At 37.2% G+C, this 17,660-nt stretch carries 17 protein-coding genes, 1 tRNA gene, 1 other RNA gene, 1 pseudogene and 1 other annotated feature; of the genes and pseudogenes, 16 read left to right on the plus strand and 4 right to left on the minus strand.

What is annotated here, in order from left to right; genetic code table 11:
• Positions 1-327 precede the first annotated feature (327 nt).
• From ACQKMD_RS19990 to ACQKMD_RS20000, 3 genes are all read left to right on the plus strand, one after another.
• Complete coding sequence (locus tag ACQKMD_RS19990; protein WP_427754183.1) at positions 328-807, plus strand: glutathione peroxidase; 480 nt, start codon at positions 328-330, stop codon at positions 805-807.
• Positions 808-912: 105 nt separating this feature from the next.
• Positions 913-2,379: an IMP dehydrogenase gene (gene guaB, locus ACQKMD_RS19995; protein ID WP_100795397.1), complete on the plus strand. Its 1,467-nt coding sequence runs from the start codon at positions 913-915 to the stop codon at positions 2,377-2,379.
• A 139-nt stretch (positions 2,380-2,518) separates the two neighbouring features.
• Positions 2,519-3,832, plus strand: coding sequence for a D-alanyl-D-alanine carboxypeptidase family protein (locus ACQKMD_RS20000; protein ID WP_427754185.1), 1,314 nt, complete (start codon positions 2,519-2,521; stop codon positions 3,830-3,832).
• A 35-nt stretch (positions 3,833-3,867) separates the two neighbouring features.
• Here ACQKMD_RS20000 and ACQKMD_RS20005 read toward each other — a convergent pair whose 3' ends face one another.
• Positions 3,868-5,277: a PLP-dependent aminotransferase family protein gene (locus ACQKMD_RS20005; protein ID WP_427754186.1), complete on the minus strand. Its 1,410-nt coding sequence runs from the start codon at positions 5,275-5,277 to the stop codon at positions 3,868-3,870.
• A gap of 103 nt (positions 5,278-5,380) precedes the next feature.
• Here ACQKMD_RS20005 and pdxS point away from each other — a divergent pair, with 103 nt between their 5' ends.
• From pdxS to serS, 3 genes are all read left to right on the plus strand, one after another.
• Positions 5,381-6,268 (plus strand): pyridoxal 5'-phosphate synthase subunit PdxS, encoded by an 888-nt coding sequence (pdxS, locus tag ACQKMD_RS20010; RefSeq protein ID WP_427754188.1) that lies wholly within the window; start codon positions 5,381-5,383, stop codon positions 6,266-6,268.
• Position 6,269: 1 nt separating this feature from the next.
• Positions 6,270-6,866: a pyridoxal 5'-phosphate synthase glutaminase subunit PdxT gene (gene pdxT / locus ACQKMD_RS20015; RefSeq protein ID WP_427754190.1), complete on the plus strand. Its 597-nt coding sequence runs from the start codon at positions 6,270-6,272 to the stop codon at positions 6,864-6,866.
• Positions 6,867-6,897: 31 nt separating this feature from the next.
• Positions 6,898-7,113: a binding site (T-box leader), on the plus strand.
• Between the two features lie 119 nt (positions 7,114-7,232).
• On the plus strand, positions 7,233-8,519 hold the full coding sequence (serS, locus tag ACQKMD_RS20020; RefSeq protein ID WP_427754191.1) for a serine--tRNA ligase: 1,287 nt from the start codon (positions 7,233-7,235) through the stop codon (positions 8,517-8,519).
• Between the two features lie 124 nt (positions 8,520-8,643).
• Here the strand turns inward: serS and ACQKMD_RS20025 are convergent, their stop codons facing one another.
• Positions 8,644-9,099, minus strand: coding sequence for an SF0329 family protein (locus ACQKMD_RS20025; protein WP_427754205.1), 456 nt, complete (start codon positions 9,097-9,099; stop codon positions 8,644-8,646).
• A gap of 21 nt (positions 9,100-9,120) precedes the next feature.
• Positions 9,121-9,597: pseudogene (gene tadA / locus ACQKMD_RS20030) on the minus strand (tRNA adenosine(34) deaminase TadA); the annotation flags it as partial.
• An 89-nt stretch (positions 9,598-9,686) separates the two neighbouring features.
• Here tadA and ACQKMD_RS20035 point away from each other — a divergent pair.
• The 4 genes from ACQKMD_RS20035 to ACQKMD_RS20050 all read left to right on the plus strand — a co-directional run bounded on the left by ACQKMD_RS20035 (position 9,687) and on the right by ACQKMD_RS20050 (position 13,003).
• Positions 9,687-10,829 (plus strand): glycosyl hydrolase family 18 protein, encoded by a 1,143-nt coding sequence (locus ACQKMD_RS20035; RefSeq protein ID WP_427754193.1) that lies wholly within the window; start codon positions 9,687-9,689, stop codon positions 10,827-10,829.
• 175 nt (positions 10,830-11,004) lie between these two features.
• Positions 11,005-11,640 (plus strand): deoxynucleoside kinase, encoded by a 636-nt coding sequence (locus ACQKMD_RS20040; RefSeq protein WP_427754194.1) that lies wholly within the window; start codon positions 11,005-11,007, stop codon positions 11,638-11,640.
• Entirely contained in the window at positions 11,640-12,311 is a 672-nt protein-coding gene (locus tag ACQKMD_RS20045; protein WP_427754195.1) for a deoxynucleoside kinase, read from the plus strand. The genes ACQKMD_RS20040 and ACQKMD_RS20045 overlap by 1 nt, the downstream gene beginning before the upstream one ends.
• Positions 12,312-12,466: 155 nt before the next feature.
• Positions 12,467-13,003, plus strand: a complete 537-nt coding sequence (locus ACQKMD_RS20050) for a TIGR00730 family Rossman fold protein (RefSeq protein ID WP_427754197.1) — start codon at positions 12,467-12,469, stop codon at positions 13,001-13,003.
• Positions 13,004-13,205: 202 nt separating this feature from the next.
• On the opposite strand, the gene ACQKMD_RS20055 is transcribed toward ACQKMD_RS20050, so the two are convergent.
• A tRNA-Ser gene (locus ACQKMD_RS20055) sits at positions 13,206-13,298 on the minus strand.
• Positions 13,299-13,567: 269 nt separating this feature from the next.
• On the opposite strand from ACQKMD_RS20055, the gene ffs reads away from it, so the two are divergent.
• The 6 genes from ffs to ACQKMD_RS20085 all read left to right on the plus strand — a co-directional run bounded on the left by ffs (position 13,568) and on the right by ACQKMD_RS20085 (position 17,291).
• Positions 13,568-13,834, plus strand: an RNA gene (gene ffs / locus ACQKMD_RS20060) — signal recognition particle sRNA large type.
• Between the two features lie 145 nt (positions 13,835-13,979).
• Positions 13,980-15,761 (plus strand): DNA polymerase III subunit gamma/tau, encoded by a 1,782-nt coding sequence (gene dnaX, locus ACQKMD_RS20065; protein WP_427754199.1) that lies wholly within the window; start codon positions 13,980-13,982, stop codon positions 15,759-15,761.
• Between the two features lie 29 nt (positions 15,762-15,790).
• A complete protein-coding gene (locus tag ACQKMD_RS20070) occupies positions 15,791-16,111 on the plus strand; it encodes a YbaB/EbfC family nucleoid-associated protein (protein WP_427754201.1) in 321 nt (106 codons plus the stop codon).
• An 11-nt stretch (positions 16,112-16,122) separates the two neighbouring features.
• Positions 16,123-16,719, plus strand: coding sequence for a recombination mediator RecR (gene recR, locus ACQKMD_RS20075; protein WP_038181014.1), 597 nt, complete (start codon positions 16,123-16,125; stop codon positions 16,717-16,719).
• An 18-nt stretch (positions 16,720-16,737) separates the two neighbouring features.
• Positions 16,738-16,953 (plus strand): YaaL family protein, encoded by a 216-nt coding sequence (locus tag ACQKMD_RS20080; RefSeq protein ID WP_427754202.1) that lies wholly within the window; start codon positions 16,738-16,740, stop codon positions 16,951-16,953.
• A gap of 59 nt (positions 16,954-17,012) precedes the next feature.
• Positions 17,013-17,291 (plus strand): pro-sigmaK processing inhibitor BofA family protein, encoded by a 279-nt coding sequence (locus tag ACQKMD_RS20085; RefSeq protein WP_427754203.1) that lies wholly within the window; start codon positions 17,013-17,015, stop codon positions 17,289-17,291.
• Positions 17,292-17,660 lie beyond the last annotated feature (369 nt).

Below are 17,660 nucleotides of genomic sequence, written 5' to 3' on the forward strand. Positions count from 1 at the left end.
AGCGCCGATGGTAGTTGGGGGTTTCCCCCTGTGAGAGTAGGACGTTGCTAGGCACACTAAAGCACAGCTGATTTAATCAGTTGTGCTTTTTTTATACATATTAATACTTAAGTACACTATTTTACTTGTATTTAGAAAGTATATATTTTCCAAAAATACATTACTAAGACTAGATTGAAGAGAGAATCATATGTAACTATCATAATTTATGTTTGAATACACTGTTTAAATTCATTTTTTTTGAACAAATATTAGATAAGACATAAGGTTAAAAGGAATATATTTAAATAGAATGGAAGAATTCATTCAAATAGGAGGTATTGAGAAATGACGGTAATCTATGATTTTTCGGTCAAGAAGATAGATGGCGAGCAGCAGAATTTAAGTGATTTTGCTGGTAAAACATTGTTAATTGTAAATACAGCTAGTAAATGTGGTTTTACGCCACAATTTAAAGAACTACAAGCATTATATGAAAAATACAATGAACAAGGATTTGAGATTTTAGGCTTTCCTTGTAATCAATTTAATAATCAAGAGTTTGCTAATATTGATGAAACAATGCAATTTTGTCAAAAAAACTTTGGAGTAAGTTTTCCGATGTTTGCCAAGATTGATGTGAAGGGCGACAATGCTGATCCATTGTTTAAACACTTAGTTTCAGAGAAAAAAGGATTACTAACTGAGACTATTAAATGGAATTTCACTAAGTTCTTAATTAATAAAGACGGTAAGGTTATAGCGCGTTACGCACCTCAAACTTCAGTTACTAAAATTGAAAATGACTTAAAATCTGTATTGAGGTGAACAATTCAAAATAATCTTATTTATCGCAGAGTCCTTGACAAGTGAATAGCCACGTTGTTAATCTTACAATTAATATTCTTTTACAAAACAGGAGGAGTTACCGAAATGTGGGAAACGAAATTTGCCAAAGAAGGTTTAACATTTGATGATGTATTGCTTGTACCAGCACATTCTGAAGTATTACCGAAAGATGTAAGTTTATCAGTTAATTTAACACCAAAAATTAAATTGAATATCCCAATTATTAGTGCTGGAATGGATACAGTAACAGAAGCACCAATGGCAATTTCTATGGCTCGTCAAGGTGGTATTGGTATCATCCACAAAAATATGAGCATTGAAGAGCAAGCGGATCAAGTAGAGAAAGTAAAGCGCTCTGAAAATGGAGTTATTACAAATCCGTTTTTCCTAACACCATCTCATCAAGTATTTGATGCAGAACATTTAATGGGTAAATACCGTATTTCCGGTGTTCCAATTGTAAATAACGATAAAGACCTTAAATTAGTAGGAATTATTACAAACCGTGATTTACGCTTTGTACAAGACTACTCTCAAAAAATTGATGAAGTTATGACTAAAGAAGATCTAGTTACAGCTCCTGTCGGAACAACTTTAGACGATGCAGAAAGAATACTTCAACAGTTTAAAATTGAGAAATTACCAATCGTTGATAATGAAGGCGTCTTAAAAGGTTTAATCACGATTAAAGATATAGAAAAAGTTATGGAATTCCCGAACGCTGCTAAAGACCATTTAGGCCGTTTACTTGTAGGCGCTGCAGTAGGTGTTACAAAAGATTCTATGGTTCGTGTACAAAAATTAGTGGATGCACAAGTAGATGTAATTGTAATCGATACAGCACATGGTCACTCACAAGGTGTTTTAGAAGTAGTAAGAGATATTCGTGCAGCATTCCCGGATTTAGATATTATCGCTGGTAACGTTGCAACAGCTGAAGCTACGAAAGCTCTTTACGAAGCTGGAGCTGATGTAGTTAAAGTAGGTATCGGACCAGGTTCTATTTGTACAACACGTGTTGTAGCAGGTGTTGGTGTACCTCAAATTACAGCAATTTATGATTGCGCAGCAGAAGCTCGTAAACAGGGTAAAACAATTATTGCTGATGGTGGTATTAAATACTCTGGCGATATTATTAAAGCTTTAGCAGCTGGTGGACATGTAGTAATGCTAGGTAGCTTACTTGCAGGTACTTCTGAATCTCCAGGAGAAACTGAAATCTTCCAAGGACGTCGTTTTAAAGTATATCGTGGTATGGGTTCAGTAGGAGCTATGGAAAAAGGTTCAAAAGATCGTTACTTCCAAGAAGATGCGAAAAAACTTGTGCCAGAGGGTATTGAAGGACGTCTTCCTTACAAAGGACCTCTAGCGGATACAATCCACCAATTAGTTGGAGGTATTCGCTCAGGCATGGGATACTGCGGTACGAAGGATCTTCGTGATTTACGTGAAAATGCACAGTTTGTTCGTATGACTGGCGCTGGTTTACGTGAAAGTCATCCACATGATGTTCAAATTACGAAAGAATCACCAAACTACTCAATCTCATAATTTCGAAACTTTTTCATCCTTTCTACGTCAAACTTGATGTAGAAAGGGTGTTTTTTTATACACCGTAGTTGCTAGCGCTAATTCTATGTTAAAATGAGCGGAGTAAGAGAGTAATATGAACACATATGGAGGTATTATGGTGAAAACATCAAGAAAAAACACATGGTTACGAATAATCATGGTTTCTGCTTTGCTGTTAAGTATGTTTGTAACAATACCTAAAGCAGCGAATGCAGAAGACGAGCTTAATTTGCATGTTAAAGGCGCCATTTTAATCGATGCAGACTCAGGTAAAATTTTATACCAAAAGAATGCGGACGAGTCTTTAGGAATTGCTAGTATGTCAAAAATGATGACAGAGTATCTATTACTAGATGCAATTAATGAAGGAAAAATTACTTGGGATCAAAAATATAAAGTGTCAGAATATGCATATAAAATTTCCCAAAATCGTGCACTTAGTAACGTACCTCTACGTGCTGACGGTGAATATTCAATTCGTGAATTGTATGAAGCAATGGCAATTTATTCAGCAAATGGAGCGACTATTGGAATTGCAGAAACAATTGCTGGCTCAGAAACAGAATTTGTGAACATGATGAATAAAAAAGCAAAAAAAATGGGTTTAAAAAATTATACTTTCGTTAACTCAACAGGTTTAAATAACTCAGAACTAGACGGTATGGAGCCAGCAGGTACAGGTAAAACTGCTGAGAATAAAATGCCTGCCAAATCTGTTGCGAAATTAGCTTATCATTTATTACAAAATCATCCTGATGTTTTGAAAACTTCAAGCATTACGAAGAAAACATTCCGTGAAGGTACAGACGATGCAATTAAAATGTCGAACTGGAATTTCATGCTCCCTGGTCTTGTATTTGAATATGAAGGCGTAGACGGATTAAAAACTGGTACAACTATTTATGCAGGATACTGTTTCACAGGCACTGCAACACGCAACGGGACTCGTTTAATCGCTGTTGTTTTGGATGCTGTAGATGCTAAAGGTGAAGGGACATATAAATCTCGTTTTGATGCAACACGTGCATTATTCGACTATGGTTTCAATCAATTTACTACAGAAGAAATTGTCCCAGCTAACTATTCATTTAAAGGACAAAAAACTATACCTGTTGTTGATGGTAAAGAAGATAAAGTGAATGTAGCTACAAAAGAAGCCATTTCAATTATGGTAAAAACTGCGGACAAAGATTTGTATAAACCAAAATTAGTTTTAGATAAAAAAGAACTAAATGCACCTGTTAAAAAAGGTGCTGTTGTTGGGCATGTTGAAATTGATAAAACTAAAGGTAAAGATTATGGGTTTATCGATGGAGAAGTAAACAATGCAGAGGTTGTAACTACAGCTACTGTTGAGAAATCTAGCTCGATTTCACGAGCTTTCAAAGGTATTGGTAATTTCTTCTCTGGTTTATGGAATAAAATATTCTAATATAGAAAAAAGGCAATCACTATGATTGCCTTTTTTTATGCTTTAATTCCCCAAGCCGCCATTAATTGTTGTATAGATTGGTTAATCTCTTCATCCTTGATTCCCCCAAAACCGAGTAGAAACTGTGTAGATTGCTCATTTAGGATTGAAACCATCATATATTCCTGAATGGGTATAATGCGAATACCTCTTTTGTGTGCCAAATCTTTCAATTCCGTTGCATTTTTTATGTGAGAAATCGTTAGAACGATATGCATGCCTGCTTGTTCACCGGAAATTTTAACAGTTGGTGAAAACGGTTCTAGAGCCGTTGTAAGCTTTTCTAATTTTTTTCGATAGATTTTACGCATTCGATTTAAATGCTTCGCAAAATGGCCATCTCGCATGAATTGCGTGAGAATATACTGCTCGAAGCGAGGTACTGTCGATGTATAATAATTAAATGCTTGATTGTACACTTCTACTAATTTTGGAGGTAGTACAAAATAGGCAATACGTAGTGAAGGCATAAGTGATTTTGAAAAGGTACTTATATATATCACGCTGTCACTTTTATCCATCCCTTGTAATGCGGCAATTGGTTTCCCAATATAACGAAATTCACTATCATAATCGTCTTCTATAATATAACGATTGTCTTTTTGAGAGGCCCAGTTTAAAAGTTGTGCTCGGCGTGAGGCAGATAACACTGCACCTGTCGGGAATTGATGCGAAGGAGTGACATAGACGACATTAGCTTTAGAGTTCTCTAAATCGTTGACCAATAGACCTTCATCATCTACTTTGATAGGTATTGCAGGACGATCTGTTTGCTTAAAGATATGATGAGTTAATGGATAACCTGGGTTTTCAATTCCAAAGCGTGAGGAAGCCCCTAACAGACGAATTATCATAGGCATAAGTTGTTCTGTCCCTGAGCCAATTACAATTTGATTGGGTGCACATATAACACCTCTCGATTGATATAAATAAGTGGCGATTTCTTTGCGCAATTCTTGCTCTCCTTGGGATGAACCAATAAGTAATAACTCTTGTGATTGTTCATCGATTGCTTCCTTCGCATATTTCCTCCAAAGATGGAATGGGAAGGATTCTGTATCAATTTGTCCTGGATTAAAATCTATCTCAAATTTTTCACGGGATAAGGGAGATGGAATTACTGGATGTTGAATGTCTTTTTCTATGTAAGCGAGTTCCTCAACAGCTTCTACGAAATAGCCGACACGAGGCTTTGATGCAATAAATCCCTCTGCGAGCAATTGTGCATAGGCAAGTTCAATTGTTGTTTGACTAATATTTAAAAATTCAGCTAATTTCCTCTTTGAAGGAAGTTTAGATTCAGTTGGAATTGTACCTTCTGTAATGCCCTTCTTAATGCCTTCGTAGAGCTGTTCGTACATAGGTTTATTAGATTTTTTTTCTAGCTGGAACATAAGCATATCCATCATATCACCTCTTCTGACCATGTGATTTACATATAAACTGAATCTTTCTATATGGTCAATTTTCATTATACTAACATCATACAAGAAAATGGAGGCGATGGAAATGGCAAATCAAACAGGTACAGATCGAGTGAAACGTGGAATGGCAGAAATGCAAAAGGGTGGCGTAATTATGGATGTAATTAACGCAGAGCAGGCAAAGATTGCGGAGGAAGCGGGCGCAGTTGCTGTTATGGCTCTTGAGCGTGTACCGTCTGATATTCGTGCAGCTGGTGGAGTAGCGCGTATGGCAGACCCTCGTATTGTAGAAGAAGTGATGGCTGCAGTATCAATTCCCGTAATGGCGAAAGCCCGTATTGGTCATATTGTTGAAGCACGTGTATTAGAAGCAATGGGTGTAGATTACATAGATGAAAGTGAAGTATTAACTCCTGCAGATGAAGAATACCATTTGCTGAAAAGTGATTATAGAGTTCCCTTCGTTTGTGGGTGTCGTGATTTAGGTGAAGCAACTCGTCGCATTGGTGAGGGGGCTTCGATGCTTCGTACAAAGGGTGAGCCAGGAACGGGTAATATCGTTGAAGCTGTTCGACATATACGTCAAGTAAATGCACAGGTACGAAAAGTTGCAAATATGACACCAGATGAGTTGATGACAGAGGCGAAAATTTTGGGTGCACCTTATGAGTTACTGTTAGAAATCAATCGTTTAGGTCGATTACCGGTTGTGAATTTTGCTGCTGGAGGAGTAGCTACTCCTGCTGATGCAGCATTAATGATAGAGCTTGGAGCAGATGGTGTCTTTGTAGGTTCAGGTATCTTCAAATCTGAAAATCCTTCTAAGTTTGCAAAAGCTATTGTAGAGGCGACTACGCATTATAAAGACTATAAATTAATCGCTGAAATTTCAAAAGAACTTGGGGTTCCGATGAAAGGTATCGAAATCTCTCGCTTAAATCCACAAGATCGTATGCAAGAGCGAGGCTGGTAAGATGGTGAAAATCGGTGTTTTAGGATTGCAAGGTGCTGTACGTGAACATGTTCAGGCAATTGGAGCAGCCGGTGCTGTTGCAATCATTGTAAAGCATGCAGAGCAACTAAAGGAGCTTGATGGTCTTGTACTACCAGGTGGTGAAAGTACAACAATGCGGAAGCTAATTGACCGTTATGATATGATGGAGCCTCTTCGTCACTTTGCTGCAGAAGGTAAACCAATGTTCGGTACTTGTGCTGGATTAATATTATTGGCACAAAACGTCATGGGTCAACAAACACCTCATATTGGTGTAATGGATGTCGTTGTTAAACGTAATTCGTTTGGTAGACAGGTTGATAGCTTTGAAATACCTCTCACTTTAAAAAACATAGGTGAAAACTTCCCTGCTGTATTTATACGTGCGCCTCATATTGTATCTGTGGGGGCAAATGTAGAAGTATTGGCTGAGTATGATGGACGTGTTGTTTTAGCGAAAGATGGGCAGTTTTTAGGTTGTTCATTTCATCCGGAATTGACAGAGGACCAACGAATCATGGTGTACTTTGTGCAGATGGTTGAGCAATGTGTTTTGAGCAAACTTGCAAAACAATGAAATCTATTGTAAAGTATGGTTAAATTTCAAATTAAACACGATGATAGGAAGTAGTAGCAAGTAAGTTTTTTCATAGAGAGTCGGCGGTTGGTGCAAGTCGATAAAAAACCTTGTGAATCCGTCCTGGAGTTGCTCAGCTGAATCGATAGTAAGCTGTAGCCGGCCAACAAGCCGTTATGAAACAAGTGGATTGCAATTTAGGTGCAATCAATTAGGGTGGCAACGCGGGTATGCTCTCGTCCCTTTCATGGGGATGAGGGCTTTTTGTTGTTTATTTTTAGTGTAACCTAGACCTAAAGTATTGTTTTATGATAAAACTTTGATACATTTCTATTATCGAATTTGTGAAAGTGGAGGAATGGACATATGTTAGATATTAAACGAATCCGTGAAAATTATACGGAAATTAAAGAAAAGCTATCTCACCGTAATGAAGATTTAGGAACCTTTGATCAATTTGAAACTCTTGATCAACAACGTCGTGATCTAATCGCAAAAACAGAAGTATTAAAAGCTGAACGTAACCAGGTTTCTGAAAAAATTGCTCAAAAGAAACGTAATAAAGAAAATGCGGATGCTGAAATTGCGCATATGCGTAAAGTTGGCGATGACATTAAAGCATTAGATACAGATCTTCGTGAAGTAGAAGGTAAATTCCAAGATATGATGATGCGTTTACCAAATATTCCACATGAAAGTGTACCAGTAGGAGACACGGAAGATGATAATGTGGAAGTAGTTAAATGGGGCGACATTCCAGAGTTTGATTTTGAGGTTAAAGCGCACTGGGATTTAGGTACAGATTTGAACATCATCGACTTTGAAAGTGCTGCAAAAACAACAGGTAGCCGTTTCGTATTTTACCGTGGTCTAGGTGCTCGTTTAGAACGTGCTTTAATGAGTTTCATGATGGATTTACATTCTGAAGAACATGGTTATGAAGAGATGTTACCACCTGTAATCGTGAACCGTGATAGCTTAACAGGTACGGGTCAGCTTCCGAAATTTGAAGAAGATGTATTCAAATTAGCAGATACAGATTATTTCTTGATACCAACAGCAGAAGTACCGGTAACAAACTTTTTCCGTGATGAAATTTTAGATGCTGATGTTTTACCGAAAGGTTTTTCAGCTTATAGTGCTTCTTTCCGTTCTGAAGCGGGATCTGCAGGCCGTGATACGCGTGGTTTAATTCGCCAGCACCAATTTAACAAAGTAGAACTTGTGCGTTTCGTGAAACCAGAAGATTCTTATGAAGAATTAGAAAAATTAACAGGTCATGCTGAAAAGGTTCTTCAACTTTTAGGTTTACCATATCGTAAACTAAAAATGTGTACATCTGATTTAGGGTTCACTGCTGCGAAGAAATACGACCTAGAAGTATGGATTCCGGCACAAGATACGTACCGTGAGATCTCTTCTTGTTCTAACTTTGAAGATTTCCAAGCTCGTCGTGCTAACATTCGCTTCCGTCGTGAAGCAGGAGCAAAACCTGAATACGTACACACATTAAATGGTAGTGGTCTTGCAATCGGCCGTACGGTTGCAGCACTTCTTGAAAACTACCAACAAGCTGATGGTTCTGTTGTAATTCCAGAAGTGTTACGTCCTTATATGGGTGGTAAAGAAGTAATTCAAGCACCAACTAAGTAAGATATAAACGAAAAAAGGCTAATGCGATGGAGCTCTCCATGCATTAGCCTTTTTTTGTTTTGGTAAAAATACCTTCAGCCTCACAGCGGATTTTATAAAATTGCTTAGGTTATCTCCCTAAAGTTTAGTAATGAATACCTTCCGCATCGCAACGAATTTGATAAAACTTTCTCTCAAATGAAGGTTGTGAAGCAGGCATGTTTTTTAATTTTCGTTTCCCTACACGACGATCAAGCAATGCATAAGCGCGGATAATTGGGTTTGTGGAAGCTAGCGCATCTGCAATCGATAGTTGAGGATATTGAGTCAATGCTTCATATAAATGTAAGTTGGTAATGTTATCTTGTTGAGTTATATCTACTTCTGTAGCGAGTATATCGGAATTGTATTGATCTTGTAATTGTTCATTAATATATGATAAATCAGCAGAACTAAAAATTTCGTCTTTATTTAGAGTTAACCAAATGTGTGGTCTATCATCATGTGAATAATTATTTGAGGCTGATTGTAGTTCAATCTTTCCTTGTAATGGTTCACATAAGAAACTTTCAACAGCTGATTTTAACTTTGTGAAAGAAATTGCTTTAGAGTTAGAATTTGCACGCTCTGTTTTTTTCTTATTACGTAAACTACTGAAGAAATCGCTTAATAATTGGCCGCATTCAGTTGCTAAAATGCCCTCAGACACTTTGCATGTATGGTTAAATCTTGAGTCACTCAGTAAACGATAAAGTGAATCCACACAGCCTGCTTTACTATCTCTAGCACCATAAATAACACGTGGCACTCTAGATTGTAAAATCGCACCTGCACACATGGGACAAGGCTCTAAAGTAACGTAGAGAGTTGTTTCCTCTAGGCGCCAACTACCAATTTTGTTGCAAGCTTGTTGAATTGCCAAGAGTTCAGCATGGGTTACTGCATTCTGTGAGGTTTCACGTAAATTATGTGCACTAGCGATGACTTCATTTTTGTAGACAATGATAGCCCCGATTGGAACTTCTCCTAGTGCAGCAGCTTTTTCTGCCTCTTGAATGGCTAATTGCATAAAGTGTAGATCTTTTTTTAATACGTCCATAGATTCATCGCTCCTTGCCAAATAGTGTAGCACGGTTTGAACCTAATTCGCATATATTACTGGAGAAATAATGCTAGAGGAGGTTGCATTTGATTTATGTAGTGAAGCAAGGTGATAGCTTATATAGTATCGCCCGAGCGCATAGCACGACAGTTGCGACAATTGTTGCGCTTAATGAAATCCCGGATCCAGATGTTCTAGTTATTGGGCAAGCACTTGTTTTACCTGAAACGCCAAATCCAAATCGCCCTACAATAGATACAAATGGTTATATTGAGTGGTATACAGCTGAACTTCCTGAAAGTTTAATAGCACAGGTAAGAAAACGGGCGCCACTTTTAACTTATATGATGCCATTTTCATATGAAGTACGGCGTGATGGTACGCTTACGCCACTGGAATGGGGAAGCATACCAGAGATAGCGCGAGCTAATCAGTCTGCAACGGCTATCGTATTAACAAATATAGAGAATAACGCTTTTAGTGATACATTAGCACATACAATTTTAAACGATACTACCTTACAAGACTTAATCATTGGAGCAGCTTTAAGCGAGGCTTCCAATAAAGGGGCAAAAGATATTCATTTAGATTTTGAATATTTATTAGCCGAAGATAAAGATCGTTATGTTGAATTTCTAAAAAAGTTCAGACAAAGAGCTCATGCACAAGGATTGACGATTTCAGCGGCAGTTCCGCCCAAAACAAGTGCAGATCAACCGGGTAAATGGTATCAGGGTCATGACTATAAAGGGATAGGTGAAGCAGTTGATTTTGTTGTCATCATGACTTATGAATGGGGATATAGCGGAGGTCCGCCAATGGCAGTATCACCAATTGGTCCTGTACGCCAAGTCTTGGAATATAGCGTAAGTGAAATCCCTGCTGATAAAGTAATGATGGGGCAGAATTTATATGGCTATGATTGGACATTACCATATAAAACAGGAAATCCACCTGCGAGAGGATTGAGTCCTCAACAGGCCGTTGCGCTGGCGAGAAATCAAAACGCAGCAATTTCATATGATCCAATCGCTGAAGCACCATTCTTTCATTATTGGAATAATGGGGTGGAGCATGTTGTGTGGTTTGAAGATGCACGCTCTATTGAAGCGAAGTTCAATTTGCTGAAGGAATTAAAACTAAGAGGTATTAGTTATTGGCATATGGGATTTGCATTTCCACAAAATTGGGCACTTTTACAAGAGATGTTCCACGTGAAAAAACGGTAATGATAAAACCTTCAGTTGATACTGGGGGTTTTTTTGCACTTACATGATGATTTTAGAATTTGAAGTATATGCTATTTTATAAACCATGTGTCCTAAATGAGTCACTTCTGCTTTTTATGTTGATATGATAAAATAATAGGCACTGACTAAAAAAGACGATGAAGGGGGACTTCTGATGCCTGTACCGTTTATTACGGTTGAGGGGCCAATTGGCGTCGGAAAAACGTCGCTTTCTAAAATAGTTGCTGAGACTTTTCAGTTTCACTTATTAAAAGAAATCGTGGACGAAAATCCGTTTTTAAATAAATTCTATGAAGACATTGATGAGTGGAGTTTCCAAACAGAAATGTTTTTCTTATGTAATCGCTATAAGCAATTAACAGATATAAAGAACCATATTCTATCGCATGAAAAAGCTGCAATTGCAGATTATCACATATTTAAAAATTTAATCTTTGCGAAACGGACATTAAAAGAGTCTGAATTCCACAAGTACGAGGAAATTTATCGAATTTTAACTGTTGATATGCCATGTCCAAATGTAGTCGTCTATCTTTATGCAAGCGTGGATACTTTGATGAAACGAATTGCAATGAGAGGTCGTGAGTTTGAAAAAATGATCTCAAGAGAATATATGGAGCAGCTCGTAGCTGATTATCATGTATTTATAGAGCGATTTGAAAAACAAAACCCAAATATACCAGTATTACGTTTCAATGGTGATGAAATTAATTTTGTAAAGAACCCATTAGATTTACAAAAAATCTTAAAAACTGTTAAAGAAACATTAGAAAAAGGGAGTTTCGAGTAATGAATTTAAGAGAGAAATACGGCATTCCTGCTAATGCAGTTATTACTATTGCAGGAACAGTAGGTGTGGGCAAATCGACAATGACGAAGGCGTTAGCAAATGCATTAAATTTCCGTACGTCATTTGAAAAAGTCGATTCCAATCCTTATTTGGACAAGTTCTACGATGATTTTGAAAAATGGAGCTTCCATTTACAAGTTTACTTCCTAGCAGAACGCTTCAAGGAGCAGAAGCGTATTTTTGAATATGGTGGTGGCTTTATACAAGATCGTTCAATCTATGAAGACACTGGAATTTTTGCTAAAATGCATGAAGAAAAAGGAACAATGAGCAAAATCGATTATGAAACATATAAAAATTTATTTGATGCAATGGTCATGACACCCTACTTCCCACATCCAGATTTACTAATTTACTTGGAAGGCCCTATTGAAGACATCTTAGAGCGTATTGAAGAGCGCGGTCGTCCTATGGAACAACAAACACCAAAGGACTACTGGTATGAAATGCATGGGCGTTATGAAAATTGGATTGACAGTTTTAATGCATGCCCGGTGTTACGTTTAGATATTAATGATTATGATTTGATGAAAAATCCAGATACAGTGGAAGTGATTGTAGAACGTATTAGTCACTTTATGGAGCAGACATCACATTTGCGTCGTAAATAGTTATTTTAGAAAGGTTGTCATAAAAATGACAGCCTTTTTTTATAACTATAAATTCCTGGTTTGAAGTTATTAAAAGAGAAGATAAAAAATTAATTGGAAACTAATCATATATAGAAGCTCTAATTTATATTTTTACATTAGAGGGGGTGTATTTTATGAGAGTAGCAATTTACTGTGGTTCCAGGATGGGAGGGAATCCTATATATGTGGAAAAGGCTATAGAGCTCGGTAAATTTTTGGCCAATCATGGAATTGGTATTGTTTATGGAGGGTCAATTATAGGTTTAATGGGGAAAGTGGCAGATGAGGTATTAGTGCACGGAGGAGAAGTGGTTGGTGTAATGCCAACTTTTATGCAATGGAAAGAGGTTACACATCAAGGTTTAACAGAGTTAGTTTTTGTAGAAACAATGCATGAACGTAAGGCTAAGATGATTGAGTTAGCAGATGCTTTTATCGCTTTACCAGGTGGAGCAGGGACGATGGATGAGTTTTTCGATGTTCTAACACTTTCTCAAGTCGGTCAACATACAAAAGCAATTTGTTTATATAATATCAATCATTACTATGATTCTTTACAAGCACATTTACAACATACTGTAGATGAAGGTTTCATGTTAAAAAGTCAACAGGATCAAATCGGAGTCGTAAGTTCGCCTGAAGAGCTAATGCTATTTATAAATCAATTATAATGATGACTTATAGATTTATGTTCTTAAAAGTAAGGAAATAAGCTAATTTAATTCATTCAGCTCTTTTTTATGAAAAGACAAAAAAAGAAACAAACACAAGTGTTTGTTTCTAAAATTTCTGACTATATGTATTAGAGAAAAGATTCGTCACTTTAGCAACGAATACAATCTCAATATTATGCGCGTGTTTTTAAAAATAAAATGGAGGAGGAAGAGGGATTCGAACCCCCGCGCGGTATGACCCGCCTGTCGGTTTTCAAGACCGATCCCTTCAGCCAGACTTGGGTATTCCTCCGAAGAAAATATGTTGTTGTCGTTCTGACAAGTAATACTTTATCACGTATTAAATATCTCGTCAATACTTTTTATTTAAAAAATTAAAATAATATTTGAGAGCTCTTTTTTATGAAATAACTTATATTGAAAATAACTTTAAACTAGAAGGTGAAACGGAGCTTGGAATGCTAGGTTAATTGATATTAGAACTATCCTTTTATTAATTGTCTTTTTTCGTTTTAAGCTTTTATATTGATTTTTTTCATTATTCTTCGTATACTAATAGAGCCGTGCTAGGTGGGAAGGTAGCGGTGTCCTATAACTCGCAATCCGCTCTAGCGAGACTGAAGTCCTTTTCTAAGGCTGTCCGTATGTTTGGTCTGCCTTTTGCACGTAGTGTTGACGATTGGGTCCTACGCAATGCGTACCCGCGAACCATGTCAGGTCCGGAAGGAAGCAGCATTAAGCGGCTTATCGCATGTGCCGTAGGGTTGCCTAATCAGAGCTAACGACAAAAGTAACGCTTATGTACGGCTGTCGAAGGAAGGTGCACGGCATTTATCGTGCAAATTTCAAACTCATTCGTCATTTTTTGGCGAATGGGTTTTTTCTTTATCTAAAGGTATCAAGAGACTTTAACATGTGCTCTTATGGTATAATATATATATTCAACTAATCGGCAAAAAAGGAGAGGAAAACGTTGACGTATCAAGCTTTTTATCGTGTGTATCGCCCGCAATCATTCAGAGAAATGTCAGGACAGTCACATGTTAAACGGACACTCCAAAATGCTCTCCTTGCCAATAAAACGACGCATGCTTATTTATTCTCTGGTCCTCGTGGTACAGGGAAAACGAGTACTGCGAAAATATTTGCAAAAGCATTAAACTGTGAGCATGCACCAACTGAGGAACCATGTAATACATGTGCAACGTGCATTAGCATTACGAATGGATCACATCCTGATGTAATTGAATTTGATGCGGCATCGAATTCTCGAGTGGAAGAAATGCGGGAAATTATTGAAAAAGTACGTTTTGCACCTGCCAGTGCTCGCTTTAAAGTGTACATCATAGATGAAGTTCATATGTTATCTACGAGCGCCTTTAATGCATTACTTAAAACTTTAGAGGAACCGCCTGCGCATGTTGTTTTCATATTGGCGACAACAGAGCCGCATAAACTGCCTGCGACGATTATTTCACGTTGTCAAAGATTTGATTTCAAACGACTTTCTTCTATAGATTTATTGGAACGCATGAAAATCGTTTTAGAAGATATAAAGCTACAATATGATGAACAATCATTGAAAGTCATTGCTCAATCTGCTGCTGGTGGTATGCGTGACGCTTTGAGTATGTTGGATCAAGTCGTATCTTTCAGTGGAGACAAGCTAACGCTAGAAGATGCCTTGTTTGTTACAGGGTCTATTGGTCAGGAAGTATTCTATGATTTAGCAAAAGCGTTAGGTGACAAAGATATTGCACAAGTGCTAGCGCTGTTAGAAAAACTAATAAGTGAAGGGAAAGATGCAGTTCGCCTATCAGAGGATCTCATCACATTTTTCCGTGACTTATTACTAATTCAAACAGCACCTGATTTAGAAGACTTACTTGAGCTTGCCTCATCAGATGAAAAATTCAAAACTTTAGCGAACCAATTTACAACGGATACATTGTACGGCTATGTTGATATACTTTCGAAGACACAACAAGAAATGCGTTTTTCACATCATTCCAAAATATACTTAGAAACAGCCTTGTTAAAAATGGCGCAATTTACAACAGGTCAACCAAATATTCAAGTACCTGTCCAAGCAAACAGTCAGATGGCAATGCAATCAACTGGCGAATCGCTAAATGTTGCAGATCTTGAAGCAAAAGTTGCCTCATTAGAACAAATTGTTCACCAACTTCAGCAAGGTGGCCAACAACACCTTAATACAGCCCCTGCTCAACAACGACAACGCCCAAAAGTGGATAGTGGCATGAAAATTAACGTTGGGCGTATCCAAGAAGTACTAAAAGTAGCGACGAAAAAAGATTTGCAAATGATAAAATCAGCATGGTCTGATGTGCTAAATCAACTTCAAAAATCTCAATCAGCACTTTTAGAAGATGCTGAACCTGTGGCAGCATCTTCTAATGCGTTTGTGTTAAAATTAAAACAGGGAGTTTATTGCACAATAGGTACTAATAATGGTACATTTTCAGCGATGTCTACAATCTTACAACCACTAACAGGTGTAGCTTATGAAATCGTTGTGGTGCCTGAGGATAATTGGCTGAAAATACGTGCAGACTTCATTCGTCAGCATGGTCTGGACAAACAGGCACATTCATCAGAAGAAACGCCTGCAGATAATGTAAACGATATGACAGAACCTCTTTTTGTAGAGGAGCAGATTCCTTCTGAGGATCCGCTTGTTGCAAAAGCAGAAGAGTTTTTTGGTAAAGGTTTTGTAGAAGTTTTAGAAGAGTGAATTTTAATTATTTTGAGGAGGAAACTAATATGCGTGGTATGGGAAATATGAATAACATGATGAAACAAATGCAAAAAATGCAAAAGAAAATGATGGAAGCTCAAGAGGAATTAGCTACTCAGGTGTTTGAAGGTGTAGCTGGTGGCGGAATGGTGAAAGTCGTTATATCTGGTGAGAAGAAAGTAACTGACGTTATTCTTGATGAATCAGTAGTAGATCCAGAAGATATCGAAATGTTACAGGATCTAATTGTCATTGCTACAAATGAGGCAATCAAAAAAGTAGACGAAACTACAAATGCTACAATGGGACAATTCACGAAAGGCATGAATCTTCCCGGCATGTTCTAGGAGGAATTGATATGCATTATCCTGAACCTATATCAAAATTAATCGATAGTTTTATGAAATTGCCAGGTATCGGGCCGAAAACCGCGGCTCGTCTGGCGTTTTTTGTGTTAACAATGAAGGAAGATACTGTTCTATCTTTTGCAAAAGCCTTAGTCGATGCTAAACGTAATTTAACGTATTGTTCAGTTTGTGGCCATATTACTGATGTGGATCCATGTCATATTTGTCAGGATAAACAACGTGATGCTTCGACAATCTGTGTTGTACAAGATCCTAAAGATGTGATTGCTATGGAAAAGATGCGTGACTATCACGGTTTATATCATGTGCTTCATGGTGCAATCTCGCCAATGGATGGTATAGGTCCTGAAGATATTAATGTCCCTACATTGTTAAAAAGATTACAAGATGATCAAGTACAAGAATTGATTTTAGCTACAAACCCTACTATAGAAGGTGAAGCTACCGCGATGTATATTTCTCGCCTTGTAAAACCATCGGGTATTCGTACAACTCGTATAGCTCATGGTTTACCGGTAGGTGGCGATTTGGAATATGCTGATGAAGTAACTTTATCAAAAGCGTTAGAAGGAAGACGTGAACTGTAAAGTAAGGGGCGAAACACGATGTTTTTTCGTAAACAAAAGCTGCGTCATGAATTCGATGAGAAGTTAGTGGTTCTAATGAGAGAAACCAAACAAGACTGGCAGTATACGCAAGAGATTGAAGGTTTACTAGATGATTATGATTTAGATACAATCGCTCAGCGTAAAATTGCTGAAAGTAAACACTTCTATTTATTTAAAGAAGCACGTATTCGAAAAATCTTATTAAGAAAATGAATTAAAAACAGCATCCCAATCATATAGTTCACTACTATCTTAAAAGGAGTTGGACGTATATGATGTGGAAACCGATTGTTGGTTTCGTAGGGGTGTTGTTTTTTTTCTTCCTATTAATGAGAACAAGAAAGCATTGGGGTAAATCGATTGAATGGTTATCAATTTTTTGGTTCCGTATTGCGTTTTCTTTTGTATTGTTGTTCGCGCTGCACTATTTATTAGGTTTTGCAGGATTGTTTGTCCCTATTAATTTTTTCTCTAGCTTTTTGGTTGCACTACTAGGCATACCCGGAGTAGCCACTGTTTTAGCAATATCAATCTATTACAACTTTTTTTGACAAAAGACTTGCACACGCCTCTAAAGCGTGTTATATTAGTTAGGTTGCTAATTGAAGTGACACATAATTTTTAAATTAACTTTAAAAAGTTATTGACACTGAGGATTGTAGTTGATATAATATAAAGGTTGCTGCTGAAATAGAGTGACTTATTGGGATGGTAACTTCAAAAAAGAAATATTAAAAGTTATTGACAACGACAAGTTATCCTGATATAATATTATGAGTCGACTATATATCGATCGCAATATAATGAACCTTGAAAACTGAACATGCAAGACGTTAATCAATAAATGTTTTTGGACATCAACTCTGTTGGTGGATCAAAACGAAATAGATATCATCTTCGGATGATACGCTAGCAAAGCT

It is taken from the genome of Viridibacillus sp. NPDC096237 (assembly GCF_050278625.1).
GTDB lineage: Bacteria > Bacillota > Bacilli > Bacillales_A > Planococcaceae > Viridibacillus.

Bases quoted from the DNA above. Each gene is read 5' to 3' on its own strand.
- ACQKMD_RS19990 (WP_427754183.1), top strand. From the start codon at position 328: ATGACGGTAATCTATGATTTTTCGGTCAAGAAGATAGATGGCGAGCAG.
- guaB (WP_100795397.1), top strand. From the start codon at position 913: ATGTGGGAAACGAAATTTGCCAAAGAAGGTTTAACATTTGATGATGTA.
- ACQKMD_RS20005 (WP_427754186.1), bottom strand. From the start codon at position 5,277: ATGGATATGCTTATGTTCCAGCTAGAAAAAAAATCTAATAAACCTATG.
- pdxS (WP_427754188.1), top strand. From the start codon at position 5,381: ATGGCAAATCAAACAGGTACAGATCGAGTGAAACGTGGAATGGCAGAA.
- pdxT (WP_427754190.1), top strand. From the start codon at position 6,270: ATGGTGAAAATCGGTGTTTTAGGATTGCAAGGTGCTGTACGTGAACAT.
- serS (WP_427754191.1), top strand. From the start codon at position 7,233: ATGTTAGATATTAAACGAATCCGTGAAAATTATACGGAAATTAAAGAA.
- ACQKMD_RS20040 (WP_427754194.1), top strand. From the start codon at position 11,005: ATGCCTGTACCGTTTATTACGGTTGAGGGGCCAATTGGCGTCGGAAAA.
- ACQKMD_RS20045 (WP_427754195.1), top strand. From the start codon at position 11,640: ATGAATTTAAGAGAGAAATACGGCATTCCTGCTAATGCAGTTATTACT.
- ACQKMD_RS20050 (WP_427754197.1), top strand. From the start codon at position 12,467: ATGAGAGTAGCAATTTACTGTGGTTCCAGGATGGGAGGGAATCCTATA.
- ACQKMD_RS20070 (WP_427754201.1), top strand. From the start codon at position 15,791: ATGCGTGGTATGGGAAATATGAATAACATGATGAAACAAATGCAAAAA.
- recR (WP_038181014.1), top strand. From the start codon at position 16,123: ATGCATTATCCTGAACCTATATCAAAATTAATCGATAGTTTTATGAAA.
- ACQKMD_RS20080 (WP_427754202.1), top strand. From the start codon at position 16,738: ATGTTTTTTCGTAAACAAAAGCTGCGTCATGAATTCGATGAGAAGTTA.
- ACQKMD_RS20085 (WP_427754203.1), top strand. From the start codon at position 17,013: ATGATGTGGAAACCGATTGTTGGTTTCGTAGGGGTGTTGTTTTTTTTC.